Here is a 16,794-nt window from a genome sequence, read left to right as displayed (position 1 = left end):
GGGCTCAGTCTCCTACCGGTCTGCTCGCCCGCCACGGCGACGACTCGTCACTGCCGAACACCGAGGTCACTGTCGTCGCCTCACCGTCGTGAAGTTCGACCGGCCCGAGATCGGGATCGAGAATCAGGCTTCGCTCGTTGCGCTGCTCACCGGCAATGGTCACAGCGGGCGATCATGCAGTACCGCTATCGCCGATGCCCGCTGACACGCCGCTGGTCAGCCGGAGAAGCTGTCAAGTCCGGTGAGCTCACTGGACAGAGTCCAGAGACGGGCTGCGGCAGCGGGGTCGACGGCCCACGGCTTCACGCCGCCGGCGAGCATGTCGTCGTCGGTGGCGACTTCGGCGACATCGCAATCCTGGCAATACGCACCGCCGTGCCCCGCGAGCGGTGCGGCGGTCGCCGCCCAGACTGCGGTCGCTGCCCCCTGCGCCAGGGTTTTGAAGCCCTCGGCCTGATTGCCGTCACTGCCGATCCAGCCCTGCGAGATCTGTTCCGCACGGGCGATATGGCGTTGCAGTGGCGTGAGGATGCTGCCCGGGTGCACGGAGTACGCGTTGATCCCCGCTGCCGCGCCGATCGCGTCGAGGTGGGTGGCGAACAGCGCGTTGGCGGTTTTGGACTGACCGTAGGCTCTCCAGATGTCGTAGTCGCGGCTGAAATGTAGGTCGTTCCAGCGGATATCGGACAGGAAGTGGCCCGACGACGCCACCGCCACCACACGAGCCCCGCTCCGGGCCAACGCCGGCCGCAAACGGTTGACCAGTGCGAAGTGCCCGAGATGATTGATCGCGAAGTGCGCTTCCCAGCCCGGCCCGACCTGCCGGCGTGGGTAGGCCATGACCCCGGCGTTCGCGATGACGACGTCGATGGTCCGGCCGGTATCGAGAAAGCGTTCGCTGAACACCCGCACACTGTCGAGATCGGCCAGGTCGAGTTCCGCGACCTCCGCGTTATCGATGTCGCACAGCGCTTTCCGCGCCGCTTCGACCCGGCGGGCAGGCACGAGCACCTGCGCCCCGGCACGCGCCAACGCCACGGTGGCCTCCTTGCCGAGACCTGAATAACCACCGGTGACCAGGACCGTCTTTCCCGACAGGTCGACGCCGGCGACGACCTCGTCGACCGTGCTGCGCGGTCCGAACCCGCTACCGATTCTGTGCTGCTCTGTGATCGCCATGAGCTGACGGTAGAATCTAGAGTGCGATCTAGGTCAAGCTGTGAGGACGCACGAGATGAACGGGCTGTCTATCGGTGACGTCGGGCGAGCCACCGGCCTCGGGTGCACGCCTTGCGATACTTCGAACGGGAAGAACTTCTGTTGCGCCCGATCCCCCGGTCTCCCGGTGGACAGCGCGTCTACGCGCAGGCCGATGTCGAATGGCTCCTGCTCTGCAACCGCCTACGCGAGTCCGGCATGCCCATCGCCACCTTGCGGACCTTCGCGGGGCTCGTTCGCTCAGGTCCAGGAAACGAGCGAGAAAGGCTGGCCCTGCTCGAGGCTCACGAACAGTCCGTTCGCGACCGGCTGGCCGAACTGACGGCCGATCTCGACGTCATCCACAACAAGGTCGTCACGTATCGCACACATGTCGACGAGGGAACCGCGGTCGGAGTCTGGTCCCCGGAGCCGACCTGAGGGCGAGTTTCAGGCCTTCGCGCCGAGTACCGCCAGATCGTCGATCCCGCGGTAGTGGATGCCGACCATGCCGAGCGATTGCGCCGCAGCCACGTTCTCCGGCCGGTCGTCGATGAACACACAGCGGTCCGGCGCGACACCGGCCGCTTCGGCGGCGATCTCGTAGATGCGCAGGTCCGGTTTCGCGACACCGACGGCGGCGCTGCTGATCACGGTGTCGGCGAAGTCGGTGAGGCGCATCCGGCTCAGGTGGACGTCGAGGTTGTCCATCGCGTTGGTGACCAACACCAGCGGCACCCGCGTGCGGACCTCTGTCAGCAGCTCCCTGACCTTTTCGTCGACCCAGAAGTCGACGGCGGCGAAGGCGTCGACCGCCTGGGCTGCGTCGGGGTGACCGCCGAGCGCTGCGGTGATCGAGGCCAGCCACTGTTCGGCGGTGGCCTGTCCGAGGATGGCCGGGCGGATCTGTTCCGGGGCGAAGGCGGTGGCCAGCACGGGCAGCCCGTAGCGCTCCTCGATCTCGCGCTGACGGTCGTGGTCGAATTGACGGAGCACGCCGTCCAGATCACACAGCACCGCTTCGAATCTCTGCATCGTCCCAGTCTGCCTGTGCCGCTCGGTGACTCACAGCGATCACGCGGCACAGGTAGCGCCGAGGACCCGGCGCGAAGCCAGGCCGGATCGAGGTACCGGAACGGATCGGCGCACACGCCCGGTTGTCGCCGGAATCAGGATCAGCGCTGCGTGCTCGCGATGTACGCGGTAGCCACTCGTGCTGCGGCGGCAGTTCCCGAGGCGACGCAGGCGGGAACACCGACGCCGTGCAGGTAGGCGCCCGCTACCGCGATGCCGTCGAGGGGGGCGACAGCCGTCTCGAGAGCCGCGATCCGCGCTGTATGGCCGGGGGCGTACTGCGGAAGGCCACCGGGCCAGCGTTGGACGACCGCTTCGATCGGGGTGATCGGGATGCCGGTGACGGTGGACAGGTCGGCGACAGCCGCCGCGATGAGGTCGTCGTCGGTCCAGGAGAGCGGCTTGTCGTCGCCGAGGCGGCCGAAGGAGGCGCGGACCAGCGCGACGTCACGCTCGGCCAGATGCGGCCATTTGCGGCTGGACAGGGTGAACGCCTTGGCGCGCAAGGGTTCTCCGGTGGCGACGAGGATGCCGGAGTTGTCCGGTAGTGCGGTGTCGCGTGGCAGGGCCATCGCGACCAGTGCCGACGAGGACAGCTCGATGCCCGCGGCGAGGCGGGCGGCCTCGGGCGCCACGTAGTGCAGCAGGCGGGCGGTCGCCGGGGCGGGCGTCGCGATGACGACACCCTCGACGGCGCCGATCGGGTCGACCACCCAGCCATGGGGTCCGCGCGCGATTCGGGTCGCGGCCGTGGTCGTGACGAAACGTGCGCCCGAAGCCTGGGCCAGTGCGGCCAGCAGGGCGCCGTAGCCGTCGCGCAGCCCACCGAACACCGGGGCCGAGCTGGGCGCGGGCATCGCCGCACCCACAGCCTCCGTGAGACTCGCCGCGCCGTCGTCGAGTGCTGCGGCAAGAGTGGGTAACGCGGCGCGGACACCGATGGAGGCACTGATCCCCGCATACACCCCGCCCAGCAGCGGATCGACACTGCGCTCGACGACCTGCCTGCCGAAACGGTCACCCACCAGGGTCTGCACGTCGACGTCAGAGCCCGGCTCCCAGTGCAGCGGACGCTGCGCCTCGGTGGCGACCCGATCCAGCGTCGCATCGTCGACCAGTCCGCGCAGCGACTCGGCATCAGACGGAATCCCCATCAGGGTGCGCCCCGGCAGCGGATGCGCCGACCCCTGCGCCCAGATCAGCGGCCGCTTCCCGGCCGGTCGCACCAGCTGGTCCGCCAAGCCGAGTTCGCCCATCAACTCGATCACCTCGGGCCTGCGCCCCACGAACGCTTCGGCGCCGAGATCGACCGGCTCCCCGGCCAATTCGCGGGTGTGCAGCACCCCGCCGACCCGTCCGCTCTGCTCGAGCACGACGATATCGACGCTGTCCCCCAGCCGCTGCCGCAACCGATAGGCCGCGACGAGCCCGCTGATTCCGCCACCGACGACCGCGATCCTCATGCCACGACCGTAGCGGGGCGGTTTTACAGCGAGTGCACCAACTCGACCAGCTCCGTCAGCACGCCGGGATCGGTGTCGGGCAGCACGCCGTGGCCCAGGTTGAAGATGTGCCCGGTCGCGCCGAGCGTGATCGCCTCGTCGGCTTCGCGCACGATCCGCCGCGTCTCGGCCTCGACGGCGTCGAACCCGGCGAACAGGATCGCGGGATCCAGATTGCCCTGCAAGCCTTTTCCGGCACCGACCCGGCGCACCGCATCGGTGAGCGGCACGCGCCAGTCGACACCGACCACATCGGCACCGGCCTCACCCATGGCACCCAGCAGTTCGCCCGTGCCGACGCCGAAGTGAATGCGCGGCACCCCGGCCGAGGCCACCTCGGCGAACACCCGCTCCGAATGCGGCAGCACGTACTCGCGGTAGTCGGCCAGCGAGAGGGCGCCCGCCCAGGAATCGAACAGCTGCACCGCGTCGACCCCGGCCGACAACTGGGCCTGCAGGAACGCGATGGTGATGTCGGTGAGGGCGCCGAGCAGAGCGTGCCAGGTCTTCGGGTCGGCGTGCATCATCGCCTTGGTGCGCTCGTGCTGCTTGCTCGGCCCGCCTTCCACCAGGTAGGAGGCGAGGGTGAACGGGGCGCCCGCGAAACCGATGAGCGGGGTGTCGCCGAGCGCGCCGGTGAGCAGTCGGACGCCTTCGGTGACCGCGCCGACCTCTTCGGGCCGCAGCCGCGGCAGCGCGCGCACGTCGGCTTCGGTGCGTACCGGGGAGGCGATGACCGGGCCGACCCCGGGCACGATGTCGAGGTCGATGCCCGCGGCCTTGAGCGGAACGACGATGTCGGAGAACAGGATTGCCGCGTCGACGCCGTGGCGGCGGATCGGCTGCATGGTGATCTCACACACCAGCTCCGGGTCGAAGCACGACTCGAGCATGCCGATGCCCTTGCGTAGTTCGCGGTACTCCGGCAGCGACCGGCCGGCCTGACGCATGAACCACACCGGGCGCCTGCTGGGCGTCGCGCCGGTGGCGGCGGCCAGGAAAGGGGCATCGGTCAACCGGCGGCGGGTGTAAGTGCTCATCGCCGTTCATCCTAAGCGTCGGGTCCGCGGGAACCTCACGCCCAGGCGGGTGTGGGACCGACCACACGTTCAACCGGTCGAGTCACCGATACCCGCCGACCCCGTTCACGTCGCACATCGTGCATCGCGCCGACGCCGAGAATGCACCCTCCGCAACGCGACCCGTACGCAACGCGCACGGCGGCGCGCCTCCGACGGCGCCGGGCACCCACGGTCTACCGTTCCTCCTCGTGACACCGCTCGACATCCGCGACGGCGCCGCACCGACCGGGGGAACGCCCCGCGAGCCTGCTTCTTTTCGGGCGGCGGTCGATGCGATGGGCACCGCAACAGTGCACCCCCGAATCGAGCTGGCGCCGATCCGTCCCCCGCAACGGTTGGCGCCGTTCTCCTATGCGCTCGGGGCGGAGGTCATCCACCCCGACAGTCCGATGGTGCCCACCGACTCCGAGGGCGACGCGTTCGGCAGGCTGATCCTGCTCCACGACCCCGACGGTGACGACGCCTGGAACGGTGTGTTCCGGCTCGTCGCCTACATCCAGGCCGACATCGATGCCGCATTGGCCGCCGATCCCCTCTTACCCGAGGTGGCGTGGAGCTGGCTGGTCGACTCGCTCGAATCGCGCGGCGAACCGTTCACCGCCCTCGGCGGCACGGTCACCGCGACCAGTTCGGTCCGCTACGGCGATATCGCGGGCCCACCCCGCGCGCACCAGCTCGAACTGCGCGCATCGTGGACGGCCACGACCACCGAGATGCGCCGACACGTCGAAGCGTTCTGCGAAGTGCTCGCCTTCGCCGCCGGGTTACCCCCCGCCGGGGTCACTCATTTACGACCGGAGTCCTATACCCGCACCGATCGCCCTTGATCGCCACGTAGAGTTCACGTTTATGTCGGTCGCCGAGGAACCCACCGCAGCAGAGCCCCTGCTCGCCCCCGCCGAGGGGGTTCCACCTGTGCTGGCGACCGCCGACGAGGTCGCCGCGGCCGCCAAAACCCTCGCCGCGGGCACCGGCCCCCTGGCTGTCGACGCCGAACGCGCGTCCGGTTTCCGCTATTCGGCACGGGCGTACCTGATCCAGCTCCGCCGTGAGGGTGCGGGCTCGTTCCTCATCGACCCGATCCCCGTCACCGACGCGCTGACCCCGCTGGCCGAAGCGATCAACGACCTCGAATGGGTCCTGCACTCCGCCGACCAGGACCTGCCCGGCCTCGCTGAACTGGGTTTGCGCCCCGCCCGGCTGTTCGACACCGAACTCGGCGGCCGCATCGCCGGCTACGAACGCGTCGGCCTGGCCGCGATGGTCGAAAACCTCCTCGGCCGCTCCCTGCGCAAGGGCCACGGCGCCGCCGACTGGTCGAGCCGCCCACTGCCCGACGAATGGCTCAACTACGCCGCCCTCGACGTCGAACTACTCCTCGAACTCCGCGACACCGTCGCCGCCGACCTCAACGCCCAGGGCAAACTCGACTGGGCCGCAGAGGAATTCGAGCACGTCCGCACCATGGACCCGCCCACCCCGAAAGCCGACCGCTGGCGCCGCACCTCCGGCATCCACACCCTGCGCCGCACCCGCCAACTGGCGATCGTGCGCGAACTGTGGACCACGCGCGACGAACTCGCCCGCGCCCGCGACGTCGCCCCCGCCCGCATCCTGCCCGACTCGGCCATCGTCACCGCCGCCACCAGCGAACCCCGCTCGATCGCCCAACTGCGCACCCTCCCCGTCTTCGGCGGCCCCCGCCAACGCCGCTACTCCCGCGACTGGCTGGCCGCCGTCGAACGAGGCCGCACCCTCCCCGACAAGCAACTCCCCCCACTCACCCTCCCCTTCGACGGCCCACCCCCGGTCAACCGCTGGGAACGCCGCGACCCCGTCGCCGCCGCCCGCCTCACCACCGCCCGCGGCGCCATGGGCGAACTCTCCACCGAACACTCCATCCCGGTAGAGAACCTCCTGTCCCCCGAGTTGGTCCGCCGTCTCTGCTGGGACGGACTCCCCGATTACAAGAATGTCGGCACTCCCGAAGAGTTGTCCGCGAAGATCGAGGCCTTCCTCCTCGCCGGCGGTGCGCGCCCTTGGCAGCGCACCCTCGCGGTCCCTGCGCTCACCACAGCGCTGACCCCGGCAGCAACCTGACACCGGCCTACAACGAGTTCACGGCCGCCGAGGTGGCGCGGTCGAACTCGACGACTTATTCGTCGGTGGTGTCACCCACTTTTCGGACGAGCTGAACCTGAATCGAATCCTCCTTTTCCTCTAAGAATCTGAGCCGTGCGGCTTACCAGCTACGCGCAAAATCCGCGCCGCCTATTTCGCAACCAGCGAGCTTCCTCATGAGTGTCATTTGCTCGCCGATTTCCGATTCTGGTGGCCCAGGTCGCCTAGCGAATATCCGTCCTCTGGAGGGTCATCGCGGATCGTGAAAATGAACTCGACCATTGTTTCACTTCCCGAGTATTGGAAACATAGTCACAATGTTGTTGTCATCCGAGATCGCATCGGACAGATCGGTGACCGAGCTGACCGAACTGATACCGGTGGACCAGTCGGTGGTGTCTTCCTTCGCAGCGATCAGGGGGTTGGCGGCCAGTACAGACCGGACTCTTGAGTCTTGAGTGCTGCGGCGTTGGTGGTGTCACGGGTAGTGAACGCATCAGCGACCGCGGTCAGGTTCGAGCTGGTGTTCCCGAAGGCGTCGATGGCGGCCCGGATCGCGTCGATGCCATCGGTTTCGACCGAATCGACGAACAAGGGGCCGAGGAAGGCACACAGTTTCCCGAACGCATCCGAGGGCGCCGAGACCGCCTGGACTGCTTCGAGGGCTTCGGTCAACCCTGAACTGGCCGCGGTGACGTTGCTGGCGTGGGTTTTGATCTTGTCCGGGGAAATGCTGAGTTCCCCGCCTGCGCCTGTCATGGTGGTGCCCCGACCCTCGTGTGATGCCACCCCCAGGACGGCGGGCACACACTGCCCGCGACCTGCGATGTCGAACCTGATCGAACAGGTCCCATCCACCGGAAATACCGGTACGTCAGACCTGCGGCACGCAGTGCCAATCGCCGAGCGTAGCGGATACGACAGGGTTGGTCCTTGCCGTGAAATCGATGGAACCAGAAGGCCCTTCCGTGCGTCTAAGGGTGCGAAGGAGTGCCATCTCGTTGGTCGATTTGCGGGTAATGCGCAGGGAGGTAGTCGTCGATGCTCGACCGCGTCACTCGCGACCGTCGAGCCTCGCCGTGGGTTGTTCTAGAGGGTTGGCAGAACTCTGACACGGCGGAACTCATTGGGGTTGTGAAGGTTTCATGGCGTGGGGGCAGCGCGATGAATCGGGCGAGATGGTGTCGTAGGCTGTGCGGAACGACGGGTGGCCGGGTGCGGGGAGCATTCGGGGCGGCCGTGGGGTTGGTGCGGGCTCGTCACGACGGTGTGGCTCGGTGAGCTGGGAAGACGGAGGATGCTCGTGCGACAACGGTTTGTGGTGGTGACCACTGTGTTGGTTGGGGCGCTTGCTATGGCGGGGTGTTCCACCACCGAGAGTGGGAATGCGCAGCCGAGTGCGACTACCGACCAAGCTGCGGCTACTGCAGCCTTGTGGGATCCGTGCAGCCAGATTCCTGACTCGACTCTGACCAGCTTGGGGCTGGATGTGTCGTCGAAGCGATCCGGCATCCTCGGCGCTGAGGAGCCCGGCTGGAAGATCTGCCGCTGGGATGACGCGAACTACCCGTCCGGATTCGGGATCGGCGCGTACTCCACAATCCACACACTCGACGAAATGCGCGCCAAGCCGACGAACATCGAGTTCAAGGACGTCGTGATCGCCGGCCGCAGTGGTGTGCAGTTTCGGCAGAGCCACTACAAAGCGAATGAAGACTGCTCGATCGCCTTTTCGACGTCCACCGGCCTAGCGCAGCTGGATCTACTTACCACCGGCGTCAAAGAGAAGGCAGTGCCGCCGTGCGAACGGCTCCAGCCGATCGCGGAAGCGATTGTTCCACTCTTTCCTAAATGAAAACGTTCGAATACAAGGGGGTGTCGTGGCTTCGGAAGATGAGAAGTCCCGCTGGCAGTATCTGAACGAGGAAGCGAAGGCCGGGCGCCTTTACCTCGATCCTTCGGTCGCAACGAGTTGCCGCGATGCGAGCAACAAGCAGATCGACCTTTTCAACCAGTTGAAGAACGACTTACAGTCCGTTGCAACGGTTTCCGGCCTCGGCAGATTCCCAGCCGCTGACGAATTGGCGAAGATGCTCGGCATGAAAGCTGTTGGCGGCGAACGTGATTTCAACACGGCCTTTCAAGAGCACATCGATGTACTCACACTGATCCGCGACACCATCGAGATCTCGGTGAACAAGTACCAAGACCAGCAAGTAGCCCAAGCGCAAGCGCTGACTTCACAGGGCGCCAACCTTCCCAATGGTGGTCAATAATGTCATTCTTGGACAATGTGGTCGGCAGGGCGGTCGTCAACTCCATTCCGGGAGGTAGCACATACCTCTCGTTGAAGGACTACGCCGACGGCAGCAAGCCGACCCGCTCGACGGACGAGAGCCCCGATGCGCATATCGCACGGAATCGGTTGGCGGAGTTGAAAAACGAATTCGACGGCGCCTACCAGAAACCGCAGGTCGTCTCGTATGACGAACCGAGTCAGATGTCGGATCTGTACGAGCGGGTCTCCGCGATGTCGATGACCGATGTCAACACGCTGCACACCCGCTGGGAGACTTTGCGCAACAAGCTCGAACAGGGTTTCAAGACCTACGACGCCGAAATCGGGAAAGCGATCGGGGAGAAGTGGACCGGTAACGCGGGAGCCAGCGCCGGTGCGGGCATCAAGGACTACGTCGAGAAGTCGCGAAACCTGCTGTCGTCGGCGCAGATGATGGCCGAGAAGGTGAAGGTGGTCGAGTCGGCGATGCAGATCGCCAAGGATCGGGTCCAGCCGCACGAAGGCTCCACGCTCAGCGGGATCGCGAGCTACATCCCCGGACCCACCTGGAAGATGGACAGCCATAACGCCGATACTGCGAAATCCGAAGGGGCGGAGGTGGTCAAGGGAATCTATTACGAGGCGATCAAGATCGCGGACACCGACGTTCCACTCGTCCCACAGCCGTACAACCCCTTGGACACCGGCTCGAAGCCTGGCGACGACGACGGCAGCAAGGGCGACACCGAGGGCACGAAGCCGACCACGCAACAGCCCACCACACAACAACCCACCACCGAACAGCCCACGACCGAACAGCCGACCACCGAGACGCCGACGACGGAGGACCCGTCCGACGACGACACCGGGGACGACACCACACCGTCGAGCACGGAGCCTACGGCGACGACACCGCAGTCCACCGTGCCGACCACGCCGACAGGCACCACCCCCGCGTCGACGACACCGATGGGAGCCGGTGGCTCTCCGGGCGGCGGTTCGCCCGGTGCTGGGACACCGGGTTCCGGCGTTCCAGGAGCGGCCGTTCCGGGCACACCGGGTGGCGCCGCTGCGGGAAAGGGCGGTGCCGGTGCGGGAGGCGCGGGTTCCGCCGGTTCGGGCCGCGGGATGTCGGGCATGGGCGGTATGGGTGCCGGTGGCGGGAAGGGCGGGAAGGGCGATGACGAGAAGGAATCCGGGACGAAGGACTATCTGATCAATCAGGAGAACGGTGAAGAACTCACGGGGCTCAGTGAGGATCAGCGGGCCAAGACGGTGCCGCCGGTGATCGGCGCATGAGCCGGGGACAGTGGCAGTTCAGTGCGCTCGGGTTCACGGTGCTGTGGCGTGCGGCGGATCGCGATGTGCTCCCCTATCCGCTGCAGACGCAGGCGGACGCGGTGACCGTGGACGACTACGACCGGCTGTGGCAGGACGAGGCCCAGCGGATTCTGCCGATGTTCGACCACTCGCTGGACGCGGCGCTGCAAATTCTGCTCGAGCCGGAAGCGCGATTCGAGCTCGCAGGGTACGGCGACGGGGAGAAGTTGCGGTCGTTCGCGGCGGTGCGAGGGCAGCAGGCGGTGCTGGTGGAACAGCAGCGGGTGCCGCTCGACCACGAGGGCGGTGACATCCGGATGAGCATGCTCGAGCTCGAACAGCTGCCCGACAAGCTCCTTGCCCGGCTGCCGAAGACGGGGGCGGCAGGCGGGGACGTGTTCTCGATGAACAGCAACGACTTCGACGAGGAAGCGCCCTACGATCCGTGGGCGGCCGACCGGCGCACGCCGCAGCAGAAGGCGGATGATTTCTTCGGGCGGCCCCGGTCGACGCTGGTATACGTGGCGGGCTATCCGGGCGCCGCGACGGACAACCGGCCACAACCCGGACAGGGCTTCCATGTGATGGATTTCCCGGATGGGCGCTACCTGGTCACCGAACGAGGCTCTGTGATCGAGGCGCGACCGGGTGATACCGGCGATGCACGAGGGTCGTTGGTGCGGTTGATGAAATCGGCCGTCGCGATCTATCGCGAAGACAACGAGCCCGCCTACCGATAGACACGCATCGACCCCTGCCATGAGTCGCGGCAGGGGTCGATGGTGCTACTGGGCCGGAGTTCGGTGCGCTTGTTCGACGAATTGGTTGGTGTAGGTGGCTTCGAGATCGATGCGGTCCCGGACGGGGGCCACGTTGCGGGAGTATCGGCCCAGGATGCGGAGGACGTTCTGGGCGCCTTCGGGTTTCATCAGGCCGTCGCCGTTGAACATGCCGATCGAGTCGCGAATGGATTTCGCGTAGAGGGCCGGGTCGCTGCCCGCGTATTGGGACGGCATCTTCGCGGCGATCTCATCGGGGTTGTGGGTGTCGATCCATCGCAGGGTCTGAACGAAGGCGTTGGCCAGTTTCTGGACGATCTCCGGGTGGGCGGAGACGGTGTCGCACTTCATGTACAGCGAGGAGGCGGGATACAGGCCGCCGAGTGCGGCGCGGGTGCCTTCCTCGTTGCGCATGTCGGTGAGAATCTTCGCGTCGCCGGACTGGACCATTTTCGCCACGGTGGGGTCGGTGGTCATGCCCGCGTCGATGCCGTCGTGGTTCATGCCCGCGATGAAGGTCTGTCCCGCACCGACTTTCACCCTGGTGTAGTCGGAGGTGCTCAGGCCCTCCTGGCCGGCCAGCGCCTGGGTGAGGAAGTCGGTCGACGAGCCGAGCGAGGTGACGCCGAGGTTGCGGCCGCGGAAGTCGGCGGGCGAGCGGATGGTGTCGGCGTCGGCGGTGGAGACCAGTTCGACTTCGCCTGGCACGTCGGCGAATTGGATCACTGTCTGTAGGCACTGGTCCTTGGCCTGGAGGTCGATGGTGTGGTCGTAGAAGCCGACCACGGCCTGGACGTCACCGGTGAGCAACGCGGTTTCTGCGCTGGCGCCGGACTGTTCGCCGAGCAGCTTCACGTCGATGTCGTTGGCCTCGAACGCGCCGAGCTGCTGGGCGAGCATCGCGGGCAGGTAGATCACCTTCTCCAGACCGCCGACCATGATGGTGATCTGGGGTCTGCCGTCGGCCATCGGGATGGACCGCGAATCGCGGCATCCGGTGGCCAGCAGCAGCGAACTGATCGCGAGCAGAGCCAGGGCGAAGGGTTTGCGGTATCTCATCGTCTACACCCCGTGACCCGACTGTGCCTGCGAGGGACGCCATTTCAGCAGGCGCCCTTCCGCGAAGCCGATGAGCGATTCCGCGATCAGGGCGACCACGGTGATGATGATCATGCCCGCGTAGATACCTGCCGCGTCGAAGGTGCCCTGGGCGTTGGAGATCAGCAGGCCCAAACCTTTACTGGCACCGGCGTATTCACCGACGACCGCGCCGATCAGCGCGAACCCGAAGGCGGTGTGCAGGCTGGACAGGATCCAGGTCGTGGCGCTGGGCAGCACGATGGAGCCGAGGATCTGCCGCTTACTCGCACCCAGGATGCGGGCGTTGTTGATGACATTGCCGTCGACTTCCCTCGCGCCGGTGAAGGCGTTGAAGAACACGGCGAAGAACACCAGCACCACCACGGTCGCGACCTTGGAACTCAGACCCAAGCCGAACCAGATGATGAACAGCGAGGCCAGCACGATGCGGGGCACGGCGTTGAGCGCCTTGATGAACGGGGCGAGCACGTCGGCCCAGTAGCGGCTGCGACCGAGCAAGGTGCCCAGCACGACGCCGGCGACGGTGCCGATCACGAAACCGAGCACGGCTTCCTGCACAGTCGTGAAGATCTGCAGCCAGATCGACCCGAACTGCGTTCCCTCGGTGAACCATTCGACCAGCCGATCCCAGATCAAGGAGGGCTTGGAGTAGAAGAACGGGTCGATCCAGACGCTGGCGACCAGCTCCCACGAACCCAGCCACAGCACGATCAGCGCGGCCCGCAGGCCCCATACCCGCAGCTTGGACTTGCGATTCTTCGTCTTGACCCTGGCGAGGATCTGCTCCTCGGATTCGGCTTCGACCTCCGGCGCGGTGGCCGCTGTCTTGGTCATCGTCTCAAGCGACACGGGTCGCTCCCTTCGTGCGAGCCGCCTCGACCTGATCGCGCAGCGTTTCCCATATTTCCCTGTAGAGGTCGCGGAACTCCTCGGTGAGGCGCACCTCTTCGACATTGCGCGGACGTTCGAGGGTGACGCGGAAGTCACCGCAGACGGTCGCGGGGCTCGCGGTCATCACCACGACCCGGTCGGCCAGGGCGATGGCCTCCTCGAGGTCGTGGGTCACGAAGATCACCGCGGCGTCGGTGCCTGCCCACACGCGCAGCAGTTCGTCCTGCATGAGCTGGCGGGTCTGCACGTCGAGCGCGCTGAACGGCTCGTCCATGAGCATGATCTCGGGTTCGTTCACCAGGGTCTGGGCCAGCGCGACGCGCTTGCGCATACCGCCGGAGAGCTGGTGCGGGTAGTAGTCCTCGAACCCGGCCAGCCCGACGATGCGCACCCATTCGGCGGCCTTGGCCTTCGCCTGCGCCTTCGACACGCCACGGAAGCGCGGGCCGAGCGCGACATTGTCGAGCACGCTGCGCCACGGCAGCACGGCATCCTGCTGGAACATGTAGCCGATGCCCTCGGGGATGCCGTCGACATCCTTGCCGCGCACCAGCGTGCGCCCCGCCGAGGTGGGCTCGAGGCCCGACACCAGCGAGAGGGTGGTGGACTTGCCACAGCCGGTCGGACCGACCACCGCGACGAATTCGCCGGGGGCAACGGTGAAGTCGATGTTCTTCACCGCGGTGTGGATGCCACCGTCGGTTCCGGGAAAGCGCTTCGTCGCGCCCCGGAGTTCGATGAGTGGATTGCTCATTGCTGCTCCTGTGTCCGGCGCCGCCTTGGTGTGATGTGCGGCCGCTATCGCACGGTAAGTGTTGTGGGTCACAGGTCGCGCGCTTGTGCGCACAACCTGCGCAAGCGGCGATACGGACGTTGTGCGCATTGTGCTCATGACCACCGGGGGTGCCTACACTGAGCCGGTGAGGCTGTTCCCCCGTGGTGTCCGGCTGCGGACGCAGATCGTGTTGCTGCAGGTCGCGCTGGTGGCGTTGATTCTGGGGCTGGCGTTCGGGGTGTTCGCCTACCTGAGCGATCAGCGGTTGTCGGCCGAGTACGGGCAGCGGGCTCTGGCCATCGCGCGCACCGTCGCCAGTGATCCGGTGGTGCGCGAGGAGGTCGCCCGGTACGCGGCGCTGGAGCCGGGGCCGCTGCTCCGCGCGGAGCTCGCGAGTGGGGAACTGGAGCAGACAGCCGAGGCGGCGCGGCTGCGGACCGGGGCACTGTTCGTGGTGATCACCGATGACGCGGGATTGCGGTTGGCGCATCCGGAGCCGGCGCGGCTGGGTGCGCGGGTGAGCACGGATCCCTCGGAGGCATTGGCAGGGCGCGAGGTGGTGATTCGCGAGCACGGCACACTCGGCGACTCGGTGCGGGCGAAAGTGCCGGTTCGCGAACCCGGTTCGGATCGAGTGGTGGGCGAGGTGAGTGTCGGGATCTCTACCGAGGCGGTGAGCGATCAGCTGGTGAGCGACCTGCGCCGGGCCGCCGTCCTGGTGATGGGCGCGCTGTTCGCGGGGATCGCGGGGTCGGTGTTGCTGGCGCGGCGGTGGCACGGGTTGACCCTGGGCTTGCAGCCCGCCGAGCTGGCCGAATTGGTGCGCGAACAGGATGTGGTGCTGCACGGGATCGGCGTGGGGGTGGTCGCGGTCGATGCCAGGTGGCGCACGACGGTGATCAATGACGAGGCGCGCGCCCTACTCGGAATCGACGGGGAGAGTGGACGTTCGGTGGATTCGATCGGTCTCACGCCGCGCGTGCTCGAGGCGTTTCGCAATGCTGACGGACAGCCGGTGCAGGCGGCGGTCGGTGATCGGATCGTCGTGGTCACCGCCAGGACGGTCACCCGTGAGGGGCGTGCGCTGGGGGCGGTGCTCGATGTGCGCGATCGGACCGATGTGGAGTCGCTGACCCGGCAGCTGGACGCGGTGCGATCGATGAGCACGGTGTTGCGGGCGCAGCGGCACGAGTTCGCCAACAGGTTGCATCTGCTCAGTGGGTTGCTGCACGGCGATCGGCCCAGCGAGGCCGCGAAGTACATCGACGAGCTGCTCGGGTCGGGGCCGCTCGGTGCCGCCATGCCGGGGATCGATGCGGTGCGCGATCCGTATCTGCAAGCGTTTCTCGCCGCCAAGGCCGCTCATGCCAGGGAGAACGGGGTGTCGTTGCGGCTGGGGCCGAGCACCTGGGTGGACGCGAATCTTGTTGCGCCGGTGGATGTGACGACAGTGCTGGGCAATCTGCTCGACAATGCCATCGATGCCGTGCGCGTCGTCGACCCTGCCGCCACGGGGTCGGGCGGGCCCGCCGAGTTCGACGCACGCATCCGCGATGATTCTGTGGCGAACGAGACCGGCGCGCAGGCCCGCGCGCTGGTCGAGGCCGAGTTGGTGCAGGAGGGATCAACGCTGCACATCACCGTCGCCGACAGCGGTCCAGGAATCGGACCGGAACTGGTGGATTCGCTGTTCGCCGACGGGGTTTCGACGAAACACGGTGGCGGGGTGCCCGGAGGTCGCGGGGTGGGGCTGGCGTTGTCGCGGCAGGTCGCTCGGGCGCTCGGTGGCGATGTGTGGTTGGCCTCGGCCGCCTGCACCGGTGGACAACTGAGCGGGGCGGAGTTCATCGCGCGCCTACCCGGCGTGCTCAACGAGGGAGAAGTGTCGTGAACCGGCCCGACTACACCGTGCTCGTGGTCGATGACGACTTCCGGGTGGCGAACATGCATGCCGGAATCGTCGGCGCGCTACCCGGATTCGCCGTCGGCGCGGTCGTCAACACCGTTGCCGCCGCCCGTCAGGCACTCGCCACGAGCGCCATCGATCTCGCCTTGGTCGACGTCTATCTGCCGGATGGGTCGGGCATCGACCTGGTGCGCGAATTGCACTGCGACGCCATGATGCTCACCGCTGCCACCGAATCGGCCACGGTCCGCGCCGCCTCGGCGGCGGGAGCACTGGCGTATCTGGTGAAACCGTTCGATCACACCGTCCTCGCCGCCCGCCTGGCCGGCTACGCCCGTTACCGCAGAATCCTCGCCGTCCCCGAGGTGAGCGCACGCGAGGTCGACGCGGCGCTCGACGCGCTGCGGCCCACCCCGGCCACCCCGGACCGGGGCTCTGCCACCGCCTCCCCCACCAGGGAACTCGTACTCCGAGCGGTGCACGGCGCCACTGCCCCGATGTCGGCGGGTGAGGTCGCCACCGCGATCGGAATCTCGCGGGCCACCGCCCAGCGCTACCTCGCCGCCCTCGTCACCACCGGCGATCTACGCATGCAACTCCGCTACGGCACCACCGGCCGCCCCGAACAGGAATACTCCCCGGTCCGCCGCACGCCCTGAGCGACGCGACCCGCGCCGGCGACCCGCTGCGTGCCGAGAGACCCGGCGGCACAAAATCAGTCGACCCGGCGGTTATCCGGCAACTAGCGTTGATCCTCACCGTCACACC

General features: G+C 67.1%; 18 protein-coding genes. 9 read left to right on the top strand and 9 right to left on the bottom strand.

Annotation, left to right across the window (positions count from 1 at the left end; genetic code table 11):
- Nucleotides 1-4: 4 nt before the first annotated feature.
- Entirely contained in the window at nucleotides 5-163 is a 159-nt protein-coding gene (locus ACFULV_RS18910) for a hypothetical protein (RefSeq protein ID WP_378626730.1), read from the bottom strand.
- Nucleotides 164-216: 53 nt separating this feature from the next.
- On the bottom strand, nucleotides 217-1,179 hold the full coding sequence (locus ACFULV_RS18905) for an oxidoreductase (protein WP_378658288.1): 963 nt from the start codon (nucleotides 1,177-1,179) through the stop codon (nucleotides 217-219).
- Between the two features lie 111 nt (nucleotides 1,180-1,290).
- Here ACFULV_RS18905 and ACFULV_RS18900 point away from each other — a divergent pair, with 111 nt between their 5' ends.
- On the top strand, nucleotides 1,291-1,638 hold the full coding sequence (locus ACFULV_RS18900; protein ID WP_378658285.1) for a MerR family transcriptional regulator: 348 nt from the start codon (nucleotides 1,291-1,293) through the stop codon (nucleotides 1,636-1,638).
- Nucleotides 1,639-1,647: 9 nt separating this feature from the next.
- Here the strand turns inward: ACFULV_RS18900 and ACFULV_RS18895 are convergent, their stop codons facing one another.
- From ACFULV_RS18895 to hemE, 3 genes are all read right to left on the bottom strand, one after another.
- A complete protein-coding gene (locus ACFULV_RS18895) occupies nucleotides 1,648-2,232 on the bottom strand; it encodes an HAD family hydrolase (RefSeq protein ID WP_378658282.1) in 585 nt (194 codons plus the stop codon).
- A gap of 140 nt (nucleotides 2,233-2,372) precedes the next feature.
- Nucleotides 2,373-3,734 carry a protoporphyrinogen oxidase gene (locus tag ACFULV_RS18890; protein ID WP_378658279.1) on the bottom strand — a complete coding sequence of 454 codons (1,362 nt, stop codon included), beginning with the start codon at nucleotides 3,732-3,734 and terminating at the stop codon, nucleotides 2,373-2,375.
- Between the two features lie 23 nt (nucleotides 3,735-3,757).
- Nucleotides 3,758-4,813, bottom strand: a complete 1,056-nt coding sequence (hemE, locus tag ACFULV_RS18885) for a uroporphyrinogen decarboxylase (RefSeq protein ID WP_378626723.1) — start codon at nucleotides 4,811-4,813, stop codon at nucleotides 3,758-3,760.
- A 317-nt stretch (nucleotides 4,814-5,130) separates the two neighbouring features.
- Between hemE and ACFULV_RS18880 the strand changes: the two genes are divergently transcribed.
- Both ACFULV_RS18880 and ACFULV_RS18875 read left to right on the top strand, forming a co-directional pair.
- Complete coding sequence (locus tag ACFULV_RS18880) at nucleotides 5,131-5,682, top strand: DUF3000 domain-containing protein (protein ID WP_378658544.1); 552 nt, start codon at nucleotides 5,131-5,133, stop codon at nucleotides 5,680-5,682.
- Nucleotides 5,683-5,704: 22 nt separating this feature from the next.
- Entirely contained in the window at nucleotides 5,705-6,955 is a 1,251-nt protein-coding gene (locus ACFULV_RS18875) for an HRDC domain-containing protein (RefSeq protein WP_378658276.1), read from the top strand.
- 435 nt (nucleotides 6,956-7,390) lie between these two features.
- On the opposite strand, the gene ACFULV_RS18870 is transcribed toward ACFULV_RS18875, so the two are convergent.
- Nucleotides 7,391-7,783: a type VII secretion target gene (locus ACFULV_RS18870; protein ID WP_378658273.1), complete on the bottom strand. Its 393-nt coding sequence runs from the start codon at nucleotides 7,781-7,783 to the stop codon at nucleotides 7,391-7,393.
- Nucleotides 7,784-8,273: 490 nt separating this feature from the next.
- On the opposite strand from ACFULV_RS18870, the gene ACFULV_RS18865 reads away from it, so the two are divergent.
- Genes ACFULV_RS18865 through ACFULV_RS18850 form a run of 4 tightly spaced genes read left to right on the top strand, consistent with a single transcriptional unit; the run spans nucleotide 8,274 to nucleotide 11,314 of the window.
- Nucleotides 8,274-8,831 (top strand): DUF3558 domain-containing protein, encoded by a 558-nt coding sequence (locus tag ACFULV_RS18865; protein ID WP_378658271.1) that lies wholly within the window; start codon nucleotides 8,274-8,276, stop codon nucleotides 8,829-8,831.
- A gap of 25 nt (nucleotides 8,832-8,856) precedes the next feature.
- Nucleotides 8,857-9,252, top strand: coding sequence for a hypothetical protein (locus tag ACFULV_RS18860; RefSeq protein WP_378658269.1), 396 nt, complete (start codon nucleotides 8,857-8,859; stop codon nucleotides 9,250-9,252).
- On the top strand, nucleotides 9,252-10,553 hold the full coding sequence (locus ACFULV_RS18855) for a hypothetical protein (RefSeq protein WP_378658267.1): 1,302 nt from the start codon (nucleotides 9,252-9,254) through the stop codon (nucleotides 10,551-10,553). Before ACFULV_RS18860 ends, ACFULV_RS18855 begins: the two co-directional genes overlap by 1 nt.
- Nucleotides 10,550-11,314 (top strand): ESX secretion-associated protein EspG, encoded by a 765-nt coding sequence (locus ACFULV_RS18850; protein WP_378658265.1) that lies wholly within the window; start codon nucleotides 10,550-10,552, stop codon nucleotides 11,312-11,314. Before ACFULV_RS18855 ends, ACFULV_RS18850 begins: the two co-directional genes overlap by 4 nt.
- A 45-nt stretch (nucleotides 11,315-11,359) precedes the next feature.
- Here ACFULV_RS18850 and ACFULV_RS18845 read toward each other — a convergent pair whose 3' ends face one another.
- Genes ACFULV_RS18845 through ACFULV_RS18835 form a run of 3 tightly spaced genes read right to left on the bottom strand, consistent with a single transcriptional unit; the run spans nucleotide 11,360 to nucleotide 14,099 of the window.
- Entirely contained in the window at nucleotides 11,360-12,412 is a 1,053-nt protein-coding gene (locus ACFULV_RS18845) for an ABC transporter substrate-binding protein (protein ID WP_378658263.1), read from the bottom strand.
- Nucleotides 12,413-12,415: 3 nt separating this feature from the next.
- Nucleotides 12,416-13,303 (bottom strand): ABC transporter permease, encoded by an 888-nt coding sequence (locus tag ACFULV_RS18840; RefSeq protein ID WP_378626710.1) that lies wholly within the window; start codon nucleotides 13,301-13,303, stop codon nucleotides 12,416-12,418.
- Complete coding sequence (locus ACFULV_RS18835) at nucleotides 13,293-14,099, bottom strand: ABC transporter ATP-binding protein (protein ID WP_378658260.1); 807 nt, start codon at nucleotides 14,097-14,099, stop codon at nucleotides 13,293-13,295. Before ACFULV_RS18835 ends, ACFULV_RS18840 begins: the two co-directional genes overlap by 11 nt.
- Before the next feature lie 166 nt (nucleotides 14,100-14,265).
- On the opposite strand from ACFULV_RS18835, the gene ACFULV_RS18830 reads away from it, so the two are divergent.
- Nucleotides 14,266-16,011, top strand: coding sequence for an ATP-binding protein (locus tag ACFULV_RS18830; protein ID WP_378658258.1), 1,746 nt, complete (start codon nucleotides 14,266-14,268; stop codon nucleotides 16,009-16,011).
- Nucleotides 16,008-16,685, top strand: coding sequence for a response regulator (locus tag ACFULV_RS18825; RefSeq protein WP_378658255.1), 678 nt, complete (start codon nucleotides 16,008-16,010; stop codon nucleotides 16,683-16,685). Before ACFULV_RS18830 ends, ACFULV_RS18825 begins: the two co-directional genes overlap by 4 nt.
- The last annotated feature ends 109 nt before the right edge of the window (nucleotides 16,686-16,794 follow it).

The sequence above is a fragment of the Nocardia sp. NPDC057272 genome (assembly GCF_042668615.1).
Taxonomy (GTDB): domain Bacteria; phylum Actinomycetota; class Actinomycetes; order Mycobacteriales; family Mycobacteriaceae; genus Nocardia.
This window is presented reverse-complemented; position numbering and strand designations above follow the sequence as displayed.